The organism is Corynebacterium sp. HMSC062A03 (assembly GCF_001811145.1).
Taxonomy (GTDB): Bacteria; Actinomycetota; Actinomycetes; order Mycobacteriales; family Mycobacteriaceae; genus Corynebacterium; species Corynebacterium aurimucosum.
This window is the reverse complement of the sequence record NZ_KV803659.1, coordinates 21,783-42,055: the sequence shown is the minus strand read 5'-3', so window position 1 is coordinate 42,055 and position 20,273 is coordinate 21,783. Positions and strand designations below refer to the sequence as shown.

The following is a 20,273-nucleotide window of genomic DNA, read 5'->3' as shown; positions in this document are numbered from 1 at the left end:
TCTTAAGCCCTTAAAGGAGAAACCCGCCACCCAGATGCAACGGCAGTGACAGTAAGGCCGGGTTTAAGCCCTTAAAGAACGAGACCCGCCAACCGAAAGATTAACGGGATACCCGTGGTGTGTGACAACAAGTCGACCGTGCGATGACCCACCGCAGCGAAACACCTTCAAGCCAGTTCTCGAAAGCAATCGACCTGAAGCAGGAGCGGCCGAGAACTTTACTGCCCGCTATCCCGGCTATCCACACCGCCTGCGGATGACAGATGCGCGCTCGCGGGTGTGCAGCCGGCGGATGGATGGGACGTGCGGCGCTAAAAGCTAGGCATCCACCGGCGGGCCTCCCGGAGTCAGCTCAAGGATGCCCGCACCCACAAGATAGGTTGCTAGATCATTCAAATCAGCTTCCTCCCCGTTGTCGTCATAACCATCCATGACGTACTCAATGACCGCGTCGCCATCCTCGAGAACTTCCGCAATCACGTACTCCTCTGCCTCCCCAAAGGCGGCAATCTGCGAGCCACGGGCCGAAGTAAAGTCCTCAACGGAATCGCTTAGCCCAACGCTTTCTGTATCGCGAATCGCATCCGTGTTCTCTGTGTACTGAGCCACGAACTCCCTGTCCGGGCCATAAATACAAGAGATCGTCGGAACCCACTGCACGTCCAAGCCCAGATAGTCCGACTGCCCAAAGAAAGACGTGTCCTCATAGCACTCGTCCGAAAGCCCAATAAGCGGTTCGGGCACCGGAGCAGATACCTCGGAGGCTCGGATACTGTCGACATCATCAGCGTCGTATGTACTATTCCAATACGTGTCATCAGAAGCCGCGACGTCTCGTGGTGCTTCGTCGAAGTCAGCTGCGACATCCTTGAAGAAGGAAACCGCAGCAAAGATTGCGACGGCTGCGATAAAAGCGAGTACAAGGATTACTGCCAGTACAATCCACAGCACCTTCTTCGAGCTCGACTTCTTTTCCGGCGGCTGCGGCATTGCCGGTCCGCTGGCGTTAGGCCCTTGATTCTGATTGTTAAATCCAGGTGCTGCTTGGTTGTGCGCTGGGTGGCCTTGCTGTGGGTTCTGTCCAAATCCACCGGGCGGTTGTTGCGGGTTAGCGAAAGGGTTCGTCATGCCGATCAATCTAACAGAGAACCACGTCACAATATTGTGAAAAATCCAGGATGCGAGGCCCGTTCCCCGTCTTAGCTTTTCGATCTGACGGTGCAGCGCATTAGACTGCCATCCGATGAGTACTTTCGCCGATCTCGGCCTCCCCCGCGATGTTGTCCGTGTTCTAGATAAGCAGGGCATCACGACCCCCTTCCCTATCCAAGACGCCGCGATCCCCGACACCCTCTCCGGCAAGGACGTCCTCGGCCGCGGCCCCACCGGTTCGGGGAAAACCTTTACGTTCGGTCTTCCTATGTTGTCCCGGCTGGCAAAATCTGGTGTTTCCCGCCCCGCGCACCCACGTGGGCTCGTTCTGGCACCAACACGCGAGTTGGCAACCCAGATCCAGCAGCGCCTGGAAGAACCAGCAGCTGCCCTCGGCCTGCGTGTGCTTGCGGTAGTCGGAGGCGTCAACATCAACAACCACATTCGCTCACTCGCGCGCCCGGTCGACCTGCTCGTTGCTACACCGGGGCGAGCACAGGATCTGATCGACCAGGGCAAGCTTTTCTTCGACCACGTCGCTATCACTGCGCTCGACGAGGCCGACCAGATGGCGGACATGGGATTTCTTCCCCAAGTGCGCAAACTACTTAAGCTCACCCCACCAGACGGCCAACGCCTACTCTTCTCCGCCACCCTCGACGGTGAAGTCAACAAGCTGGTCGAGCAGTTCATGCACGAGCCCGTAACTCACTCCACCGCGCCTGTCGAGGCCGCCGTGGACACGATGGAGCACCACCTGATATACATCGGCACGCGTGAGGCGCGCAACGACGTCGTCCTGCGCCTAGGTGCACGCAAAGGAAAGACCATCATGTTCATGCGCACTAAGCACGGCGTCGACAGGCAGGCCAAAAAACTCCGCAGAGTCGGTATCAATGCGCTGCCCCTCCACGGCGATAAGGGCCAGGGCTCACGGACAAAGGCTATAGAGGGCTTCGCCGACGGCAGCGTTCCTGTGCTCGTCGCCACCGACATCGCCGCGCGGGGAATCGACATCGCGGACGTTTCCCTCGTCGTCCACGTTGACCCGCCCGCGGAACACAAGGCCTACCTGCACCGTTCCGGCCGCACGGCGCGCGGTGGAGATTCAGGCACCGTTGTCACGCTCGTCACTGATGAACAGCGCGACGAGGTGGCTAAACTCATCGCGAAAGCGGGGGTCAAACACACCGACCTCGACATCAGCGACCGCGCCAACCCTGCCAGCAGTCCTGAGCTTGCCCAGATGACCGGTGCACGCAAGCCAAAGGGCGAACCGCTCGGCCCACCACACCAGCAACCATCTAAGAAGCAGACATCGCGTCAGCGGGCGGGCATCCAAGGCCAGCGCCACCGTAACTCGCGCCGCCGACGGGGAAACGCAGGTCAACGATGATTCTGCAGACCACAGACTGGCAAGCTCGAATGCGCAAGCATGAGGAATCAGCAGATGAGTTCCTCAAGCGCTTTCGGCACCCTGGTTCCTACCACCCTGTCTACGACTTTCTCTTCGAGTACTACCCTGTTCGCCCTTCGCATCTGCGGCGTTGGCACCCGGGGGTAGGCATCACCCTGGCAGGGGATGCTCCACACAGCGACTGGCGCTACTACCACCGCACTGCTGAGGGAATTGCGGTAGACACCGAGGCCTTCCTCGAGCGCCGCGGCGGTACCGTGCGCTATATCCTGGATTTGCTGGAAAAGACCACACGCAACCCCACCCAATTTGATTGTTTTGGGCTGCATGAATGGGCCATGGTCTACCGCACCGATTCTCCACGCCATGACCTGCCGTTGCGGTTAGGGGCGGAGGGGACGAATGAGGTCGTCGACAAGCACCGCATCAAGTGCACCCATTACGATGCCTTCCGTTTCTTTACGGAGCCCGCGCGTCCGCTCAATCTCACGGTGCTGGGCCGCGAAGACCAGCCGGAAAACGACCAAGCAGGGTGCGTCCATGTGAGCATGGATCTCTATAAGTGGGCGTGGAAATTGGGGCCTCTGGTGCCGGGTGAGTTGTTTCTTGACACCTTCCGTCTGGCCGTCGCCGCACGCACACTCGATATGGAGGCCTCTCCCTACGATTGTCGCGAATGGGGTTTTGGTGTCGTTCCTATCGAAACGCCCGAGGGAAAGTCGGAGTACGTGCGACGCCAACGCGCGCTTGCCGACGCCTCCGAGCCACTCCGCGCGCGGCTTGTCTCCCTAATTAGAGCAGCGCTGAGCGCTACAATGAGAGACCATTGATGTGACCCGTCGGGACGCAGTGCGCGGCCCCGAGACCTCAGCGCGGAAGGAAAGAGATGGCCCGGCACTCGGATGGAAAAAATAACTACGCATTTGCACCGTGGGTCATCATCGTGGCCGTCCTGGCGGTGTTGGCGCTGGCCATCGGCGGTTTCTTTCTTTTCCGAGAGGGAGATTCCTCAAAATCTGAAACAGTGGCTGCGGACACAACCGCTGAGACTTCCACTGAGGAAGCCCCCACCAGCGCTGCTGCCAAGACTCCGGAATCCGCAACGTCTTCGGAATCAGAGGAGCCTTCTTCGGCCGCGCCCAGCTCGGAAGACAAGGCCCCTGAAGATGTCGCGCCAAATACGCTGTTCCTGCTCGATACATCCGACAGCCTTGCTCCGTACTTCGATGCTGTCACTCAGGGCGTGGCGGAGGCGGCAACGGCGGTCGGCGCGAAGGGAAGCCAAGTGGCTCTCTGGAACTATTCCTCCCCCATTTCCGCAACAGCCATCGTGGGCTTCCGTCAAAATGTTGCTTACGGCGACGCCGAGAACGTCGCCTTTGCCGTGGGGCAGTTCGGCACCGGCGGTGTACCACAAACACGCAGCGCCGTCGTTGCGGCACTCGATAACGCCACGGATCAAACAGCTGGTAGTGGCGAAAACACTCGCGTCGTGCTGATTACCACTGGGACCCAACAGGATATGGATGACGCAAGCTTTGCGGAGGCAGCCAAGAACGCTCGCGGTGAAGGCGTTAGTTTGAGTGTGGTCCATATCGGTGATGGCGAAAAGGACACAGAGTTGGAAAAACTCGCAGACGATTATTCCACTGTCTCGAATCCTTCCAATGCACAAGAAAGCATCGCGAGCGCCGCTGGGGCGTAATAATTTGGGTACGCACCTGGAGGATGCGCGGCCTTGCTTGAAGCGACGGTGTGCGGGCACGTAAAACCGTCATGTGGGTGCAGGGCTGCAGAGAAGAAAAGCCGCCGCATCCTCAACAGCACTGACGTGAGCTGCAGTGCGCAGGAGGAGGAGCGGCGACGGCTTCCTGTGGTAGGCGTTTTAGGAGGTCTTGCGCTTGCGGCGAGCGGCTAGCTCGTCGAGGCCAATGACAACGTCGATGTCTTCTTCCTCTACAACACGCTCGGCTGGGAAGGAAGTAATGGTACCAGAGAGTTCCTTGAGAATACCCGGCACAGCGATGCCGAACACGCCTTGGCCGCCGGCCAGCAGGTCGATAACTTCGTCGTTAGACCGGCACTCGTAGACCGTGGTGCCGTCCGACACCAAGGTGAGCTCAGCAAGATCGTTGACACCACGGTCGCGCAAAGACTCCACGGCGAGGCGGATGTTCTGGAGGGAGATTCCGGTATCCAGAAGGCGCTTGACAATCTTCAGGACCAGCACGTCTTTAAAGGAGTACAAGCGCTGGGAACCGGAACCGCGGGCAGTACGGATCGAGGGCTTAACCAAGTCGGTGCGCGCCCAATAGTCCAGCTGGCGATAGGTGATTCCAGCTACCTGACACGCGATGGGAACGCGGTAGCCCAGCTCCTCATCAGGCCCTACATCGAAGAGAGATTCCTGAACGTAGGTGTTGGCGGCAATCTCGTCGAGCGGCAGGGCGCTGGACTCAGTACGATTATTCTTACTGCTCACGTAATTACTCCAGTGATACTTGAGGGGAGTTCTATTTTTCTATTAAAGGACACGTCAGCGACGGCGTCAAGGGTCGTCATCGGTGAACCTCTAGTAGAACTTTAGACTTTTTGATTCACTTTGTCATCATTAGTCACACGCGTGTCATTAAAAAATTTCAGTGACAGCACGAGAAAAGCGGCGCCCGTAAGGGCGCCGCTCTGTCCATCAAAGGTCGGTTTAGAACATAAGTCCGCTATTGAACCACGCGGAACCTAGGCTCCTCACAGTGAAGGAGTTAGTCCTCCCCTTCCTCTCCTCCGAGCAAGTCCTCCTCCGATATGCCAGAATCACGCATCATCTGTTCGAAGCCATCATCTTCCTGCGTTTTCTGCTGAGCAGCTCGCTCTTGAAAGTCGCGCATGCGCTTCTCTGGAAAGGTTTCCGGGGATTCCGCCGCGCGCTCTAGGTCGTAATACTCTTTAAGGTCCTCGTCGCTAATGTAGATGGCCACCTCGTCGAGCACATCCTTTTCAAAATGGATGGGTAGCCCATAGTGGTCTGCCAGGACGAGTGCATCGGACAGACGGGCATCATGCTCTTCGCCGGTTCCGTCCACAAGATCAACCATGAAAACGCCTTTGCGGTACTCGGAGACGCAGATGTGCTCGATGCCATCGAGCTGGTCCGCGAAGGCGATGAGCAGCTCGTAGGTACTTGGCCGCGCGTTGAAATGGCGCTCGAGGACTTGCAGCACGCGCGCCCCATCAATCGGTGAGACCCACACTGGCACGTGCCGGTCCGCCTCTTCCCAGTAGAAAAGAGCGCACAGATTGTTTTCGGGTCCGACGGGATGGATTCCTAAAAATTTCAGTACTTCAGTAGTCATGGGACCCACTTTTACACACTTTTCTTGCACATGGTTCTCGGGCCAGCTAGGCAGCGTAAAGATACTCGGAGTGGCACGAGAAGGCGACACGAAGCCTGGGTTAGGCCACATTCCATCGCGAGCCAGGCATCAGGTTTTAAGGCCGGAATTCGTCGCGAAGCTCGGTCTTGACCAACGTCCCGTGGAGCGATAAAACCAGGGCCGCCATCTGCTGTGACAGCTCCTCCGCCTGTTGCGGGGCGGTATCAGACTTCGAATGCGCGACCGGCGTTGCCACCTGCGAAATCATGTCCGCCTGGCGTCGGGCAGCATTGCGCAGCGATTTCAACTGCCGAGCCTCGAGCCCAAAGGACTCCAGCGCCACGGCCGCGGAGACAATGGACACGTCATCCGTGTCGAAGAAGCCCGCCGGATCCGGCTTGATCAGGCCCACCGAGACCAGTTTCGCGATGTTTTCCTGCGTTGTTCCGGCTTGGTCGGCCACGTCGGCGTCGGTAAGCCGGGTAACTACCGGCGCACGTAGCTGCTCAGCGCTGATAAGGGCCTCAGCCTGGGAGGAGACAATAGCGGTCACCTGCCCCGAGTCCATCGCATCCAGTTGTTCCCGAATGACCTTGAGCGGCGTGTAGTGATCACGCTGCGCAGTCAGAATGTAGCGCAGGCGGTCCAAGTCTTTTTGGTAATAGCGACGGTAGCCCTTTGCGGTGCGCTCCGGAGTAATCAGCCCCTCAGACTCCAAGAAGCGAATCTTCGACACCGTCACGTCCGGAAATTGCTTCTGAACGTGCTTCAGCGTTACGCCAATAGACATGGGCTTCTGCTTAGCAGGCTTGGTCTTCTTGGCCACGGAAGACGCTGCTGCGGCAGCGGCGGTGGACTTCTGCGCACTCACGATAGGACTACTACTGCTTTCTACACGGTTTCACTTGGACACAGCGGGAACGTGGGCAGGGTGCGAAATAAACCTACTCCCCTCGCACCCGTTAGTTCCTGCTAACTAGAACTGCTTTATTGAGGGGCAATAAAAACCAGGCGGAACTTACCGATCTGGATTTCATCGCCTACTTCCAGCACCTGCGCATTGCGCGGCTCACGGTTGACGTAAGTGCCGTTGAGCGATCCGACATCGACAACCTCAAATTGGCCGTCTTTGGAGCGGAACTCGGCATGGCGGCGGGACACCGTGACATCATCAAGGAAGATGTCTGCTTCTGGGTGGCGTCCGGCGGTAGTGGTCGGCTGATCCAGCAGGAAGCGTGCGCCAGCGTTGGGACCGCGCTTTACGACGAGCAGCGCCTGGCCCTCTGCCAGGTTCTCAGCGCCGGCAACGGAGGCGTCAGAACCCGCCGCGGTGCCGTTTTCCATCTCCTTGAGAAGATCAGCGCGGAAGACAGAAGTAGTCTCTGCCTGCGGTTCCGGCGTTCCGGTATTCTCGCTCATTTTTACCTCCGAAGGGTCGGATCGATGTTGACTCATTCCATATTAGCGACTCCGCTGTCCGCGCGAGTCACCTCTGGCGCATTTACATTAGCGGAAAATGTTTCCTATGCCCTTGAGCACGGAATTTCCGCCCCCAGATAGTGGGTTATCAGAGACCATATAAGTCCACGTGGCGCTCGGTCGAGACAGCCCATGATCCTCGAGGTGGGCACCCTCAGAATCAATAAGCACAGTCTTAAAAGTATCTAGAGCATCATCAACTGCCCGCTGCGCCAAGTCCTTAAATTCACGCACCGCGATGCGGTGGTATTCGTCGATGGGCGTCTCGCGGGCGATGGCGCGCAAGTGGATGGATTCACGAACGTCATCCATCAGCTCTAGGTGGTCGGCCCACGCCAAATCTAGGTGGTACAGCATAATCTCGCGGGCAGCCCGCTCACGAGCTTCCGCGGGGACGTCGCCAAGCTCGGCTGCGCGTTCGGGCGCCCGTTCAGCCAACTCCTGCCAGGCTTGATCAGTGTCGAGTAACTTGGCACGGCGCTCATCGATAATGATGCGTTGGTCCGCGAGTAGCTGGTTGTACTTCCAGGTTTGCGCGTGAATCTCCAGCAATTGCCCTTCCGTCACGCGTTGGCAGTGTGCAATGAAGTCCCGGACGCGCTTGGAATCGATGAGCCCATCGGCATCGGGGCGCGCGGACAAGGATTCATCTTCCCCGCCCTGTTTGACCACGTCATCCTCCAAGGAAACGAAAAAGAGCGACATGCCCGGATCTCCTTGGCGGCCTGCACGCCCGCGCAACTGGTTATCCAAACGGGAGGAGCGGTGCCGCGAGGTGCCGAGCACTGCCAAACCGCCCTTTTCAACAACGACTTCACGGTCAGACTCATCCGCGCCGCCCAGCTTGATATCGGTGCCGCGGCCCGCCATCTGGGTAGACACAGTCACTCGCCCCACGTCGCCTGCTTCCGCAACGATGCGCGCCTCGTCCTCATCATTTTTTGCGTTGAGGACGTTGACCGTAATCCCCTGTTCACGTAGGGCTTCGGCGAGGTCTTCTGATTCAGCAACATCGTGGGTACCCACGAGTACCGGCTGGCCAGTGCTATTGATTGCCACGATTTCATTGACGATGGCACGGGATTTTTCATCCACGGAGGCATAAATGCGGTCAGGTTCGTCGAAGCGCTGCAGTTCCTTGTTACGGTCGATGACCGAGACGTGCAGGTCATAGAACTGACGTAGTTGGTCTGTTGCCTCCACTGCGGTTCCGGTCATGCCGCACACTAGCGGATAGCGCCGCATGAGCTCCTGGAGCGTAATGGTGTCGAGGATGCGCCCTCCTTCTGACACCTCTAGGCCTTCCTTGGCCTCCACCGCGGCCTGGAGGCCATCCGGCCAGCGCTGCAGTTCCGCTACGCGGCCGCGGGAGGCGTCGATAAGCTGCAATTTTCCGTCCGTGATGATGTAGTGAATATCGCGAATAAGCAGTGCCTTAGCGTGCAGCGCTAAGTTAACTTTGACCAGCACGGAGCCGATGTTCTCCTCCGAGTAGAGCGAGTCGAGTCCCAATTCGTGCTCCACACGTGCCGCGCCCTCCTCGGTGAGCGCTACCGTGCGCCCATCCTCCGCAATAACGTAGTCCTGCTCCTCTCGCAGCCGGGAAACCACGTTGGTGATGTGGCCCGTAGATTCCTCACCGGGGCGATTTCCGGCGAGGACGAGGGGGACGAGGGCTTCGTCGACAAGCACAGAATCCGCTTCATCCACCAACGCCACATCCGCGCGCGCTTGCACCGTTTGCTCGCGGGACGTGATCTGGTTATCCCGTAGCACATCGAAACCGAGCTCATTGACTGGTGCATAGATGATGTCGGATAAGTAAGCCGCGCGGCGTTCTTCCGGGCCGAGCTTCTCCGTTACCGGGGCCACCGTGAGTCCAAAGAACTCCACGAGCGGGCGCATCCATTCAGCGTCGCGCGCTGCTAGATAATTGTTCACTGTCACCAGGTGCACGCGCTTGCCGGTCAGCGCAAAACCCGTCGCGGCCATGGCTCCCACCAGCGTCTTTCCCTCACCAGTGGCCATCTGGATAACGTCGCCTTCAAGAAGACGCAGCACAGCTTGGGACTGGACAGTAAAGGGACGCATGCCAAGCTTGCGTTCGCTGGCCACGGCCAGGGCTGCGAGGAAGCGGGATTTATCCGCGATCTTGCCGTCCTTCACGCACTCCCGTGCGGTGGCGGCAACCTCTGCATCCGACAGGTTCGCGATATCCTCTACCGCGGAATCTGCGGCCGTCACAACGGCTTTCGACTTCTTGTTGTTGCGTTCGGACTGCGCGCCCATTGCCTTCCAGAACCAATCGAATGCGCCCATGAGCACTCCTCCATCCTTGTGCGTCATACAGGTCTTCTATCGACTCTAGTCAACCCCGGTTCGCAGGCGTGCGTTCGCCCTTATATCCTTATGGTCATGCAATCCGTGAACGTGTCGCTCCCCTCCAGCACCGGTACCACGATGGCCGGAACCATCGACTTTCCTGACTCCCCTCCGCAAGCCTTCGCCATCTTCGCGCACTGCTTTGCCGGCTCGCGCCATACCCCGGGCGCTGCCCGCGTGAGCAAACAGCTGACTAACTTTGGCATCGCTACCCTGCGCTTTGATTTTCCTGGCCTAGGCCAATCCGAAGGAAATTTTGCGGACACATGTTTCAGCCAGAATGTTGCCGATATCCAGGCCGCCGCTGACTGGCTAGCACAGAACTATTCCGCACCGCAGCTACTCATGGGCCATTCACTGGGCGGGGCTGCCGCTCTGGCCGCGGCCAACAACATTCGCTCCCTCAAGGCCGTGGCCACCATCGGCGCCCCCTTCGATCCTGCACACTCCGTGCTGCACTACGCCGACAAGATCGGCGAGGTCGACGCCAACGGTGAAGTCGAGGTCACCCTTGGAGGCCGGGCGCTGACCATTTCGCGTCTCTTCCTCGAAGACCTTGCTGAGACCAACCCGGAGGACTATCTTCCGCGTCTGCGCAAGCCCCTCATGGTGCTGCATTCCCCCATTGATCAAACGGTGGGCATTGATAACGCGCAAAATATTTTCCGGACCACGCGTTATCCCAAGTCCCTCGTCGCCTTGGATAAGGCCGATCACCTGGTGACTAAGCAGGGCGCGGCAGCCCGTGCCGCCGACCTCATCGGAGCTTGGGCGGAGCAGTTTATTGTTCCGGAGAACCTTCCCACCCCAGTTGCTGAGGACTCAGCGCTTGCAATCCCGGCAGTTGGAACCAGGATGGGCGTCGTCGTGCGCCACAATGACCGATCGGTGAGCGCTGACCGCACGAAAAAGAACGGCGGCAAAGGCCAAGGTTTCACCGCGGAAGGCCTTCTTATGTCCGCTGTGGCTGCGGCAAGCACCCAGGCCATCAAAGAAGCGGGCAAGGCGCAGAAAATCGACGCGAAGGTACTCGAAGCGGTATCTGTAAGGGTTAGCCAAGAATCCGAATCTCGTCTCACACGTACGGTGACGCTTCCTGCTTCTCTGAGTGCCGATCAACAACGCGCGCTTGCCGACGCCGCCGCTTCCACCACCATCGACTCCCTCCTCGCTGTGGACATCGCCACCGCCGTGGCAACCACTGCAGAATAAGCCGCCCATGGTTGTTCTTAACCCACTTGATCCTGCCGCCCGCTGCCCCTGCGGTACCGGCCTAAGCTTCGGCGAGTGCTGCTCGCGCTACCATGCCGGCACACCCGCCCCCTCAGCGGAGGCCCTGATGCGCTCGCGTTTCAGCGCTTTCGTCACCGGCGACGAGGATTATTTGCTGCGCACCTGGGACCCCGAAACCCGCCCGGAGCGCCTCGACCTCGCCGAAACCGGCATTCGCTTTTATCGCCTCGACATTATCGACACCGTCGCGGGCGGCCCCTTGGACCAGACCGGCATCGTTGAATTCGAGGCTTTCTATAAGGGAGCTGCCAAGGGCTCTCAACGGGAGCGCTCCTCTTTTCGCCGCCAAGGCGGGCAGTGGGTCTATTCCACCGGAGAGTTTTAGAGCCTTTAAAACAGAGGTTGAGCTGGGATTTGTCGAAGCGAATACCGTTGGTGTAATCTGTAGCAGTTGCACGAAATAGTGCGACGGCGGACTATGGCGCAGTTTGGTAGCGCACTACACTGGGGGTGTAGGGGTCGCAGGTTCAAATCCTGTTAGTCCGACAGTATTACGGCTGGTCAGAGCGATTCTGGTCAGCCTTTTCTCACGTTTTCCTTTCCCATCCTGAGGTGGACTAGCCGGCTAGTCCACCGTAACTCAGAACTTCAAAGTGCCTAATGTGTCGTCGCCAAGCAGCGCTGCCCCTATGTTTCTCCCCCTCATGGGCTAAAGAGCGTTTCTAACTAGGGCTATAACCTGGGTTGAGGCACTATTACAATTCATGGAATTGTTGTTGACCTACCTCGCTGTGGTGTTTGGCTGCGGCCTCATCGCGTGGGCAGTGCGCCTGCCTCCACTTATTGGATTTCTCGCCGCTGGCTTTGCGCTCAACGCCGGCGGAGTCGAGCATGTCGAAGCATTAAATCTATTCGCGGACATTGGCGTTACTCTCATGCTTTTCGCAATCGGGTTACGCCTCGATCTCAGGGCCTTAACTGATAAAGCTGTGTGGCTGACAGCCAGCGCACATGTACTCGTGATGACTCTGCTCGGAGCGGGCTTCATTACAGCACTCGGGGCTCTTGGTGTATTTGGGCCTACGAGCTTTTCGGTAGCTGTCAACATCGCCCTGGTACTGAGCTTCTCAAGCACCATCGTGGTCTTAAAAATCCTGCAGGACCGCGGCGATGAACAAGCCCTGTACGGAAATATCTGTATTGGCGTACTCATTATGCAGGACATCATCGCTGTTGCCTTCATGAGCATTCTCCGCGGGGAGCCGCCCAGCTTGACTGCCCTCTTGCTTGTACTCATCGTGCCGCTACTGGCATTGACAACGCGCCGCTGGTACAAGCTCGGCCACGGTGAGCTGGGCGCACTATTCGGCATCGTGATGGCCCTTCTGCCTGGTTATGCTCTTTTCGAATGGGTCGGACTCTCGGGCAGTCTGGGTGCTCTCATCATGGGCGTGGTTCTCTCTCGCTCCCCTGGGGCGGAACAACTCAGCCATTCACTGTTCACACTCAAAGAATTGCTGCTGGTTGGCTTCTTCGTCAACATCGGCTTCCTGGGCCTCCCGACGTGGCAGCACCTCCTTGACGCCAGCCTGCTCCTAATGCTTTTGCCTGTCCAGGGAATCGCCTACTGGGCCATCCTGTGGACACTAGGGCTGCGCAACCGTACTTCCGTCCTCGCGTCTTTGCTCCTGGCCAATTATTCCGAATTCGCGTTAATCATTGCTGCCCTCGGGGTGGAAGACGGCTGGCTGAATCAGCGCTGGCTACTTTCATTGGTTCTCGCAGTGTCCTTGAGCTTCGTCATCTCCGCCATTTTCAACCCACAGAGCGTCTCGCGGGCCACGCACGTGGCCAAACGCTTACCTACGCGCCCACCGCACAAGATTCACCCGGAAGATCGTCCGATCGAGCTGGGGGATGCCCATGCTTTGGTCCTTGGGGTCGGCCGCCTAGGACTTTCCTGTTACAAGGAGCTCACAGAGGTCTATGGCGCGAAAGTCTTAGGCGTGGAGCATGATCCAGCCCGGGTGCGCCACCTCCAAGAGCGCGGCTTCAATGTCGTGGAAGGCGATGCCACCGATGTCGACTTCTGGGAGCGTGTCAAGGACAGTCACCACATTGACATGATCATGCTTGCTATGCCCGCCCAGCACGCGAACGTCGACGCAGTCAAGGAGATCTTCGCCTCCGATATCAACCCCGAGGAATGCACCATTAGCTCGGTGGCAATGTACCGCGAGGACGTAGAAGACCTCGAGGAACTCGGGCTTAACGTCGTGGTGCATCTGCAGGACGGTGCAGGCGAATCACTGGCCGAACGGACCTTCACCGAAAACCAGATGCGGCGCCTGCGCCTGGCTGGTGAGCTCTAGGTCTACGACGGCATCGGAGCGGCGCCTTCCCACCCCGGCGGGCTTTCTCCTCCTCCGGCCACACAAATGCACCTAGAAACTACGCATATCTCACCCGCCACAAAGTAACTTCACACGGAAGAACTAAGAAGAAAAATCTCCGCTTCCCCTTAAGGAAGTGGAGATTAGCCGTGATAAGCGTTGCGGCCAACTAGGAACGCTGCACCGTCACGAGAGTGAAACTAGTTTGCCATACCGCTAAGGCTTCGCATGATACCGCCAAATTCGATATCCATATACTGCGTGAGGACTTCAAAAATGAAGTCCGAGTCATAACCACGCAATGGACCCTTTGTGCTCAACATGGAAAGACCATGAGCACCCGCCCATACCGAAATAACTAGGGTGAAAAGCACCCACGGGGTGCGTGGTCCATCAACCTCATCGATAACCTCGCGCACAAGAGACATAATGAAGCCAAAAGCTCGTCCAAACTCGCTAAAGTCGCGCTCGAGCTCGACCGCTTTGTTTGCATTCGGGAGGAAATTATCTTCGAATGACATGGGGACGATTGGCCCAGATGCAATCTTGATCAGCGTATCGAAACCTTGTGGGTCATACAGGGCATGTGAGACATACCCATAACCTGTGGCCTTAATCTTGGATACGGCACTAGCATCTTCAGGCAATGCAGCCACCTGACGATAAATGAACTCATAGTTGATCTTGTCCAGATAGCGCTCAAGATAGTTAGCTAGTTCCTTATCACTTTCAAACAGGTGTTCAGCCTCTTGAACGCTGAGGCCTGCTCGATTCGCAGCTCCGCCGATGTACAGTCCGGTTACACCACGATCAAGAATCTCCTCGACAGCACCCCGAAGCAGCGCTGAACGCTGCTCTTCTTCTGTCGTGCGTGGAAGATCCTTAGCCTTTGTCAAAAGCGCTTCCGGCTGCTCCCCCACCAATCCATAAGGAATGGTGCGTTCAATTCGCTCACCCCTAAAAAATGGGTAAAGACCAACGCTGAGAGTATCCATAACAGCACTAAACGTCTGCTTCTTGGCTGCTGGCGAAAGGTAACGCAAGATTCCTTCAGCAGCGAGCTGCGTTACGCCGTGCAAATGCGAGAAGATAGACAACGCTGAAAGCAGAGTCCCCTTTGCATCGACCTCTGGGCCGCCAGATTCCCTTATAGCGTCTTCAGTCAGCTCAAAAAGCATCCGCATTATAGGGCACGTCTCGGCGCGCCCGCCTCGGTCAACAAAATCTTCCGCCTTCAGCCCCACCTGCGGCGTTGCGTGGACCGCAGTAAATGCTGCGAAGGCGGAAGGATCCTCAACCGCAAAAGAGAAATACGACAGAGCTGTGGCCCGGAGCTTGTCCACTGCAGTTGCGTTTTCAGGTAAGCGTTCTAGATGTAAATCAACTACTGAGGTCAATGCTTCATTGAGCGAATGCTTAGTAGCTTCAACAAGCTCAGCCTCAGATGCAAACAGTGCCCGTGCTTCCCCAAAAGGCACATCGACTTGATCTGCAACCTCCCGCAGGCGGACTTCATCAATACCCGCCTTGGCAATGACCCGGCCGGCTTGCTCAATAAGTAGCTGCCGAGAGGGGCGGTTACCGTGTTCCACATCTACTGAAGTAATCACGGTCATTAGCCTACCCAGGAATAGGTCAATTCTAATTCCATAAACGCAAGATAGGAAACTTTATAGAATATTCTCAGTTTCCTTCCTGGCCGCATCAGTCCGCAACTGAACCAAAACAGGTTGAACTATACATTAGTGTAAAACTTATACAGTCCTGCCCACTTTGTGGACAGGACTTTTTAGACTACTGGGCATGCCCTAGTCGCCCAAGGCTACCATGCCGGAGAGGCGGCTAGTCTTTACTTCTGCTCATCGCCCTCGGGAGCCTCAGCACCCTGGTTGCCGATACGTTCATCAAGCTGGTCACGCACAGAGTCAATCTTATCTGCCTTGTCCTCGCCCAGCTTTCCCTTAGCCAAGTCTGCACCCTTGTCCAGTGCGCTATCCGAAATCTGCTCACCCTTATCGGTGTTCAGCGCATCCTTTGCCTTGTCAAAAATACCCATTTCTACAGTCCTTCCTTTGCTTTACTGTTTCTAACAGTGCTGGCTTCCAACACCCGAAGGCACCTACACCAGAGCCGTGTTCACTATTGCGTGAAGCCTCCTTAGACTCCCCACGCAACGAACAGATGCTCTACGGTCGCTGCCTTCGGCGTGCGCGCCGACACACCCCCACCGTACCGACGCCCTGAGTTCTTCGCCACAGCGTTTATAAATTAACGCTGTCAACAGCGCATGGCAGTTTTGGAAAACTAGATTCTAAGAGTTTTAAGTATCTCTATAATGCCCCACCCCCACCATCTACCCCTTTTCGTTCAACAACTTGGTACGTGCCATCACCCTCTCATTTGTGAACGCCTGTACTCTAAGACACAATCCTTTTGTGCTCTTTTCCCTCTTTGCCGCGGGAAACGAGTAAAGGGCCCGATGTTCAACGCCCCCCTTGGTCCTTAATCTCTATAACCAACACACTAATCGCCACGATGTCTTCGTCTCATTCCTCCCCTGATTGCCTTCCTGCCACGCGCCCTCGCGTCACCGCACCATCCCCCGTAGAGCGCGCTTCCACCGATGTGGGGTCGGTTTTTGGGCTTGTATGGCCGGGCAAGGAACAAGCTGCTGCGCTGGCCAAAGAAGACTCTGTGAGCAAGCGAAAGCTCATCAGCGGCCGGGGTTCTTCCCCTAACAGTGTTAGCGTGGCAGATAATCTAGCTGCACTGAATGACTTTATTGAGCGGGGTATGCGCGCGGACATCATCTACATCGATCCGCCGTACAACACTGGTAAAGACTTTGTCTATCGTGACAACTTCCGACAGCGCCGCGATATGCGCTCAGAGCATTTTGGGCAGTGGCATGCAGAATGGCTTTCCATGATGCTGCCGCGCTTAATCCTGGCGCGTGAGGTGCTTGCTGACGCAGGCTTCATCCTCGTGTCAATCGGCGAATCAGAATCGGCCCATCTACGCCTCCTTCTGAATGAAGTTTTTGGTGAAGATTGCTTTGCTGGCCAACTCATTTGGAAGAAGGGCGGGACTGGCAAGAATGACTCGAAGTATGCCGTACTAGAACATGAATACATCTTGTGTTACGCCAAGTCCCCAGCAAATCCTGGGTTCAATGTGGATGTAGAGGCGCAGACCTCGACCCGCTACAACCACAGTGACGAGAAGGGCAACTACTCCTTAGTCCGATTGGACTCTAAAACTTTGGGCTACCTACCCAGTCTGGACTTCCCCATCGTCGCCCCCGACGGCCGCGAGTACTGGCCCCATCAACCAGAAGGAAAATCAAAGGTAGCTCGCTGGCGATGGGGCAAGGACAAGGTTGCTGAACACTACGAAGAATTGGTGTTCAGGCGTGGTTTTGTCTACACCAAAAACTATGAAAAGAAGGGTGCACGACCTCGTTCCATCCTGGATGGGCAGCGATTCGGAGTCACACGCACAGGCCGTCGCGATGCCGAAGAAGCTCTCGGCATCACAGGTGTCTTCGACTTCCCTAAACCCGTACGGCTTCTCAAGCACCTCATTGCCATCGCCGGTGGGCCAGACGCGGTAGTCCTTGATTTTTTCGCTGGCTCGGGGACAACCGCTCAAGCCGTCGTCGAGCTCAACCGCGAGGACGGTGGCCATCGCTCTTTCCATTTGGTGCAGATTCCCGCCCCCACAGAGGCCTCCAGTGCGGCGCGCCAAGCAGGCTTCGACACGGTTGCAGATATCTGTCTCGCACGAGTTCGCTCACTCGATGTGCCCTTTGACCACTTCACCCTGGACTAGCAAAACCGCGCAGTAACGCCCCCTAGGCCACGCCGTGCTCTTCGGTGCCTTCTGGGCGCCCGGGGATGCCAAAGAAATCCAGTACTGCATCGGTGGCGAATCCTTGTCCGACTTCGATTTTCGTGTCATTGTTTCCGCCCGGCCATACGTGAGATCCGCCTTCGATGCGGATGTGCTGTAGCGGTGCTTCACAGGCAGTCCAGGTCTCTCTAGTGGCACCGTTTGTCAGGCGCACGGAATCGACGTCCCCTCGACAGTCATTGCGCCGCTGATCCTGCCCGAGCACCTCTGCTACTGAAGAATAGGCAGTATCGTGGCGCACTCCGCCTTCGTAATTAACTACGGGATCTTTTGTACCGTGGATATCCAAACGGCCGACAGGTTTATCCAAACAATTGGTATGGATTCCTTCGTAATATGCCGCCGAAACTGTCGCTACAGATCGAAAGGTGCCCGGCATCCGGCAGGCCAGGAAGGCTGCGAACCCCCCGCCGTTGGACAGACCTGCGGCATAGATGGCGTTATCGTCCACCTCGTAAGTAGAACGCAGACTATCCACGAGAGAGCGAACGAATTCTAGGTCTTCTTCAGCGCTAGTAGCAGCGTAGGGGGCTGGCGCCCACGCGGCCTTCTCCCCCGCTGGGTAGGCAACGATGGCGTGAGCGGCATTGAATTGGGTGTACTGCTCCATATTCTCCGGAGAATCTGTATACCCGTGGAAAGATAGCAGCACCGGCCAGGAACGCTCAGGCGTGTAGTTTTCAGGCACATGGAGAAGGAAGCTCCGACCAGAGGCCAACCGAACTTTCTTCGTGTGTCCAGGCTCCGGGCCGACCAGCATAGGAGCTAGTGGGATACCGAGATCATTTGTCCACTCTGCTGGGGAGGTTGACGTAGGTGCTTCCTCTTCAGGCGAGCTGCACGACGCCAACGCCATGACAGTTGCCGCGACGGCGACAGACCCAGCGAGCGCACGCAACCGGCGCAGCCGCGTTGCGGAATCTTCGCCCATCATTCCCCTCGCCACATTCATTATCGGAAAATATCCTCGTCCACCTTAAAACATCCCACCAACATCCACGAACCTGCAGCACCACGGTAAGTTTGAGGGCATCATGAGCTCTTTGCCTTCCGACCCATCCGATTCCTTGGGCGTACCCTCTCCGCACCCACTACCCGAGCATTACCCCAGCTACCGGCACGCATCCGGAAAAGAATCTCCTAACTTCGGCACTGCTCAACAGCGGGTGCATTCTGCCCGAGCTTTCCAACAAGGAGCCGACGTCTACCACGATGCTCGTCCTGGATATCCGCCGGAAGTATCGCAACTTATTTCCTCTGCACACACCGTCCTCGACGTTGGGGCAGGAACCGGCAAACTGACCGAGTCACTGCACAATCCTGTCGTCTACGCCAGCGATCCTTCCCCTGATATGGCACGAGTATTGGTACGCCTGGGGATTCCCTGCTGGCGCGCCACCGCTGAGAACACAGCTGCGGATACCGCCTCCCTCGACGCCATCACCTGTGCTCAAACCTGGCACTGGGTCGATGTCGATCGAGCTTGTGCGGAATTTGACCGAGTGCTCCGCCCAGGGGGAAAAGTGCTTTTGGTGTGGAATACTCTAGACGTTCACGCTGACCCATGGATCCTCCGGCTCTCCCGCATCATGCATTCAGGTGATATCCACCGTCCCGGTTTCTATCCCGCTTTGAGCGATCCGTGGACGCTCCGTGAGGAGCTTCGCTTAACGTGGGAACACGAGCTGTGCCCCGAAGATCTGCATGCACTCATGCATACTCGCTCATACTGGCTTCGCAATGGAGCGAAAATCCATGAACGCATGACGCACAACCTCAACTGGTACCTCTACGAGCACATGGGGTTTAGCCCCGGACAAGCGCTGAGCATCCCGTACCGTACGGATGCATTCTTGTTGGGCCGCCATGGCGAGTAGTTCCGCCATGGCCAGGAGCGGGCCTTCGGCAGCCATGACAACTGTCATCACCGATTGGTGACACCTCTTCTACGCTGCAAATACTTCACAGCCATAGCGTGAAGATATGAGCACAACACCTACACTCCCGCCGGCCGTAGATGTCAGGGGCGTCGGCAAAGTCTTCAACGCATCCTCCCGAGAACCTGTTCCAGCGCTTCACGATGTCTCCCTCACCATTCAACGGGGTGAAATCGTCGGTTTGCTGGGTACGAATGGCGCTGGCAAGACCACGCTCATTGACCTCATCCTTGGGCTCACGAGTCCAACTTCAGGAACAATTAACGTGCTCGGCACCTCGCCAAAGGAAGCAGCGAAGACTGGACGCATCGGCGCGGTCATGCAATCCGGCGGCTTACTCCCAGATATCACGGTGAAGGAAACCCTCGAGCTCCTTGGCGCGGCTTTCCCATCCCACCGCCCATTAAAGGACATTATTGAGCGCGCGAACTTAGGCGATATTCTCTCGCGCCGGGTGGGGAAATGCTCCGGCGGCGAGCAACAGCGTGTGCGGTTCGGCTTAGCGCTGTTGGGGGATCCGGAGCTGTTGCTTCTCGACGAACCCACGGCCGGCATGGATGCCGCGGCTCGGCGTCACTTCTGGGAGGCCATGCACCACGAGGCTGAATCCGGCCGGACCATCGTCCTTACTACTCATTACCTTGAGGAAGCAGATTCTTTTGCCCAGCGCATCGTCATGCTCAACAAGGGCGAGGTTCAAGCCGACGGCTCCACGGAGGAGATCCGCAAATCTAACTCCACCCGGATTATTCGCGCCACCTTTCCCGATGGGCTGCCTGATTCCCTCTTGAGTGCTGATCTTCCGGGAGTTGTCCGCCTAGAACGCACCAAAACTGGCCTCACCATCACTACACGGGACTCTGACGCTGTGGCCCGCTTCCTGCTCACTAAAACTGCAGCTCGCGATATCACCATCGCTGGCCATAGCTTGGAGGATTCCTTCTTGGAGCTTTCCAACGCATCCCCGACTACCGCCAATCTTTAAGGAGACAACCAC

The 20,273-nt window shown here is 57.3% G+C and carries 18 protein-coding genes and 1 tRNA gene; 10 read left to right on the top strand and 9 right to left on the bottom strand.

All coding sequences use genetic code 11. The annotated features are described in order from the left end of the window. Window positions 1-318: 318 nt before the first annotated feature. Window positions 319-1,128 (bottom strand): hypothetical protein, encoded by an 810-nt coding sequence (locus HMPREF2781_RS05165; protein ID WP_246821777.1) that lies wholly within the window; start codon window positions 1,126-1,128, stop codon window positions 319-321. Window positions 1,129-1,243: 115 nt separating this feature from the next. On the opposite strand from HMPREF2781_RS05165, the gene HMPREF2781_RS05160 reads away from it, so the two are divergent. From HMPREF2781_RS05160 to HMPREF2781_RS05150, 3 genes are read left to right on the top strand one after another with little or no spacing between them, the layout of a single operon-like run. Then, entirely contained in the window at window positions 1,244-2,548 is a 1,305-nt protein-coding gene (locus tag HMPREF2781_RS05160) for a DEAD/DEAH box helicase (RefSeq protein WP_070644635.1), read from the top strand. Beyond that, window positions 2,545-3,399: a 3-methyladenine DNA glycosylase gene (locus HMPREF2781_RS05155; RefSeq protein ID WP_070644634.1), complete on the top strand. Its 855-nt coding sequence runs from the start codon at window positions 2,545-2,547 to the stop codon at window positions 3,397-3,399. The genes HMPREF2781_RS05160 and HMPREF2781_RS05155 overlap by 4 nt, the downstream gene beginning before the upstream one ends. A gap of 56 nt (window positions 3,400-3,455) precedes the next feature. Continuing rightward, window positions 3,456-4,274 carry a vWA domain-containing protein gene (locus HMPREF2781_RS05150; protein ID WP_070644633.1) on the top strand — a complete coding sequence of 273 codons (819 nt, stop codon included), beginning with the start codon at window positions 3,456-3,458 and terminating at the stop codon, window positions 4,272-4,274. 180 nt (window positions 4,275-4,454) lie between these two features. Here the strand turns inward: HMPREF2781_RS05150 and HMPREF2781_RS05145 are convergent, their stop codons facing one another. The 5 genes from HMPREF2781_RS05145 to secA2 form a co-directional block, all read right to left on the bottom strand. Beyond that, window positions 4,455-5,015, bottom strand: coding sequence for a MerR family transcriptional regulator (locus HMPREF2781_RS05145; RefSeq protein WP_168160900.1), 561 nt, complete (start codon window positions 5,013-5,015; stop codon window positions 4,455-4,457). A 313-nt stretch (window positions 5,016-5,328) separates the two neighbouring features. Beyond that, window positions 5,329-5,919 carry a bifunctional nuclease family protein gene (locus HMPREF2781_RS05140; RefSeq protein WP_070644632.1) on the bottom strand — a complete coding sequence of 197 codons (591 nt, stop codon included), beginning with the start codon at window positions 5,917-5,919 and terminating at the stop codon, window positions 5,329-5,331. 136 nt (window positions 5,920-6,055) lie between these two features. Beyond that, a complete protein-coding gene (locus tag HMPREF2781_RS05135) occupies window positions 6,056-6,811 on the bottom strand; it encodes a transcriptional regulator FtsR (RefSeq protein WP_010186535.1) in 756 nt (251 codons plus the stop codon). A 116-nt stretch (window positions 6,812-6,927) separates the two neighbouring features. Further along, window positions 6,928-7,359: an oxoglutarate dehydrogenase inhibitor Odhl gene (gene odhI / locus HMPREF2781_RS05130; RefSeq protein ID WP_070445142.1), complete on the bottom strand. Its 432-nt coding sequence runs from the start codon at window positions 7,357-7,359 to the stop codon at window positions 6,928-6,930. Window positions 7,360-7,446: 87 nt separating this feature from the next. Then, entirely contained in the window at window positions 7,447-9,738 is a 2,292-nt protein-coding gene (gene secA2, locus HMPREF2781_RS05125; protein ID WP_070644639.1) for an accessory Sec system translocase SecA2, read from the bottom strand. Window positions 9,739-9,834: 96 nt separating this feature from the next. Here secA2 and HMPREF2781_RS05120 point away from each other — a divergent pair, with 96 nt between their 5' ends. From HMPREF2781_RS05120 to HMPREF2781_RS05105, 4 genes are all read left to right on the top strand, one after another. Beyond that, on the top strand, window positions 9,835-11,013 hold the full coding sequence (locus HMPREF2781_RS05120; protein WP_210386007.1) for a bifunctional alpha/beta hydrolase/OsmC family protein: 1,179 nt from the start codon (window positions 9,835-9,837) through the stop codon (window positions 11,011-11,013). A 7-nt stretch (window positions 11,014-11,020) separates the two neighbouring features. Next, a complete protein-coding gene (locus HMPREF2781_RS05115; protein ID WP_070644630.1) occupies window positions 11,021-11,419 on the top strand; it encodes a YchJ family protein in 399 nt (132 codons plus the stop codon). Between the two features lie 87 nt (window positions 11,420-11,506). Further along, a tRNA-Pro gene (locus tag HMPREF2781_RS05110) sits at window positions 11,507-11,580 on the top strand. A 218-nt stretch (window positions 11,581-11,798) separates the two neighbouring features. Further along, on the top strand, window positions 11,799-13,406 hold the full coding sequence (locus tag HMPREF2781_RS05105) for a cation:proton antiporter family protein (protein WP_070445130.1): 1,608 nt from the start codon (window positions 11,799-11,801) through the stop codon (window positions 13,404-13,406). A 221-nt stretch (window positions 13,407-13,627) separates the two neighbouring features. Here HMPREF2781_RS05105 and HMPREF2781_RS05100 read toward each other — a convergent pair whose 3' ends face one another. Then, window positions 13,628-15,043, bottom strand: coding sequence for a TetR/AcrR family transcriptional regulator (locus HMPREF2781_RS05100; protein WP_246821776.1), 1,416 nt, complete (start codon window positions 15,041-15,043; stop codon window positions 13,628-13,630). Window positions 15,044-15,276: 233 nt separating this feature from the next. Then, a complete protein-coding gene (locus HMPREF2781_RS05095) occupies window positions 15,277-15,483 on the bottom strand; it encodes an antitoxin (protein ID WP_070445127.1) in 207 nt (68 codons plus the stop codon). A gap of 479 nt (window positions 15,484-15,962) precedes the next feature. Between HMPREF2781_RS05095 and HMPREF2781_RS05090 the strand changes: the two genes are divergently transcribed. Beyond that, window positions 15,963-17,258 (top strand): site-specific DNA-methyltransferase, encoded by a 1,296-nt coding sequence (locus HMPREF2781_RS05090; RefSeq protein ID WP_371441030.1) that lies wholly within the window; start codon window positions 15,963-15,965, stop codon window positions 17,256-17,258. Between the two features lie 22 nt (window positions 17,259-17,280). Here the strand turns inward: HMPREF2781_RS05090 and HMPREF2781_RS05085 are convergent, their stop codons facing one another. After that, window positions 17,281-18,291, bottom strand: a complete 1,011-nt coding sequence (locus tag HMPREF2781_RS05085; protein ID WP_236659268.1) for a CE1 family esterase — start codon at window positions 18,289-18,291, stop codon at window positions 17,281-17,283. Between the two features lie 82 nt (window positions 18,292-18,373). Between HMPREF2781_RS05085 and HMPREF2781_RS12155 the strand changes: the two genes are divergently transcribed. Both HMPREF2781_RS12155 and HMPREF2781_RS05075 read left to right on the top strand, forming a co-directional pair. Then, the gene (locus HMPREF2781_RS12155) at window positions 18,374-19,216 is read left to right on the top strand and encodes a class I SAM-dependent methyltransferase (protein ID WP_070445121.1); all 843 of its coding nucleotides are present in this window, start codon (window positions 18,374-18,376) and stop codon (window positions 19,214-19,216) included. Window positions 19,217-19,322: 106 nt separating this feature from the next. Further along, window positions 19,323-20,261 (top strand): ABC transporter ATP-binding protein, encoded by a 939-nt coding sequence (locus HMPREF2781_RS05075; RefSeq protein WP_070644628.1) that lies wholly within the window; start codon window positions 19,323-19,325, stop codon window positions 20,259-20,261. Window positions 20,262-20,273 lie beyond the last annotated feature (12 nt).

Bases quoted from the DNA above. Each gene is read 5' to 3' on its own strand.
- HMPREF2781_RS05165 (WP_246821777.1), bottom strand. From the start codon at position 1,128: ATGACGAACCCTTTCGCTAACCCGCAACAACCGCCCGGTGGATTTGGA.
- HMPREF2781_RS05160 (WP_070644635.1), top strand. From the start codon at position 1,244: ATGAGTACTTTCGCCGATCTCGGCCTCCCCCGCGATGTTGTCCGTGTT.
- HMPREF2781_RS05155 (WP_070644634.1), top strand. From the start codon at position 2,545: ATGATTCTGCAGACCACAGACTGGCAAGCTCGAATGCGCAAGCATGAG.
- HMPREF2781_RS05150 (WP_070644633.1), top strand. From the start codon at position 3,456: ATGGCCCGGCACTCGGATGGAAAAAATAACTACGCATTTGCACCGTGG.
- HMPREF2781_RS05140 (WP_070644632.1), bottom strand. From the start codon at position 5,919: ATGACTACTGAAGTACTGAAATTTTTAGGAATCCATCCCGTCGGACCC.
- odhI (WP_070445142.1), bottom strand. From the start codon at position 7,359: ATGAGCGAGAATACCGGAACGCCGGAACCGCAGGCAGAGACTACTTCT.
- secA2 (WP_070644639.1), bottom strand. From the start codon at position 9,738: ATGGGCGCATTCGATTGGTTCTGGAAGGCAATGGGCGCGCAGTCCGAA.
- HMPREF2781_RS05120 (WP_210386007.1), top strand. From the start codon at position 9,835: ATGCAATCCGTGAACGTGTCGCTCCCCTCCAGCACCGGTACCACGATG.
- HMPREF2781_RS05115 (WP_070644630.1), top strand. From the start codon at position 11,021: ATGGTTGTTCTTAACCCACTTGATCCTGCCGCCCGCTGCCCCTGCGGT.
- HMPREF2781_RS05105 (WP_070445130.1), top strand. From the start codon at position 11,799: ATGGAATTGTTGTTGACCTACCTCGCTGTGGTGTTTGGCTGCGGCCTC.
- HMPREF2781_RS05100 (WP_246821776.1), bottom strand. From the start codon at position 15,043: ATGACCGTGATTACTTCAGTAGATGTGGAACACGGTAACCGCCCCTCT.
- HMPREF2781_RS05095 (WP_070445127.1), bottom strand. From the start codon at position 15,483: ATGGGTATTTTTGACAAGGCAAAGGATGCGCTGAACACCGATAAGGGT.
- HMPREF2781_RS05090 (WP_371441030.1), top strand. From the start codon at position 15,963: ATGTCTTCGTCTCATTCCTCCCCTGATTGCCTTCCTGCCACGCGCCCT.
- HMPREF2781_RS05085 (WP_236659268.1), bottom strand. From the start codon at position 18,291: ATGAATGTGGCGAGGGGAATGATGGGCGAAGATTCCGCAACGCGGCTG.
- HMPREF2781_RS12155 (WP_070445121.1), top strand. From the start codon at position 18,374: ATGAGCTCTTTGCCTTCCGACCCATCCGATTCCTTGGGCGTACCCTCT.
- HMPREF2781_RS05075 (WP_070644628.1), top strand. From the start codon at position 19,323: ATGAGCACAACACCTACACTCCCGCCGGCCGTAGATGTCAGGGGCGTC.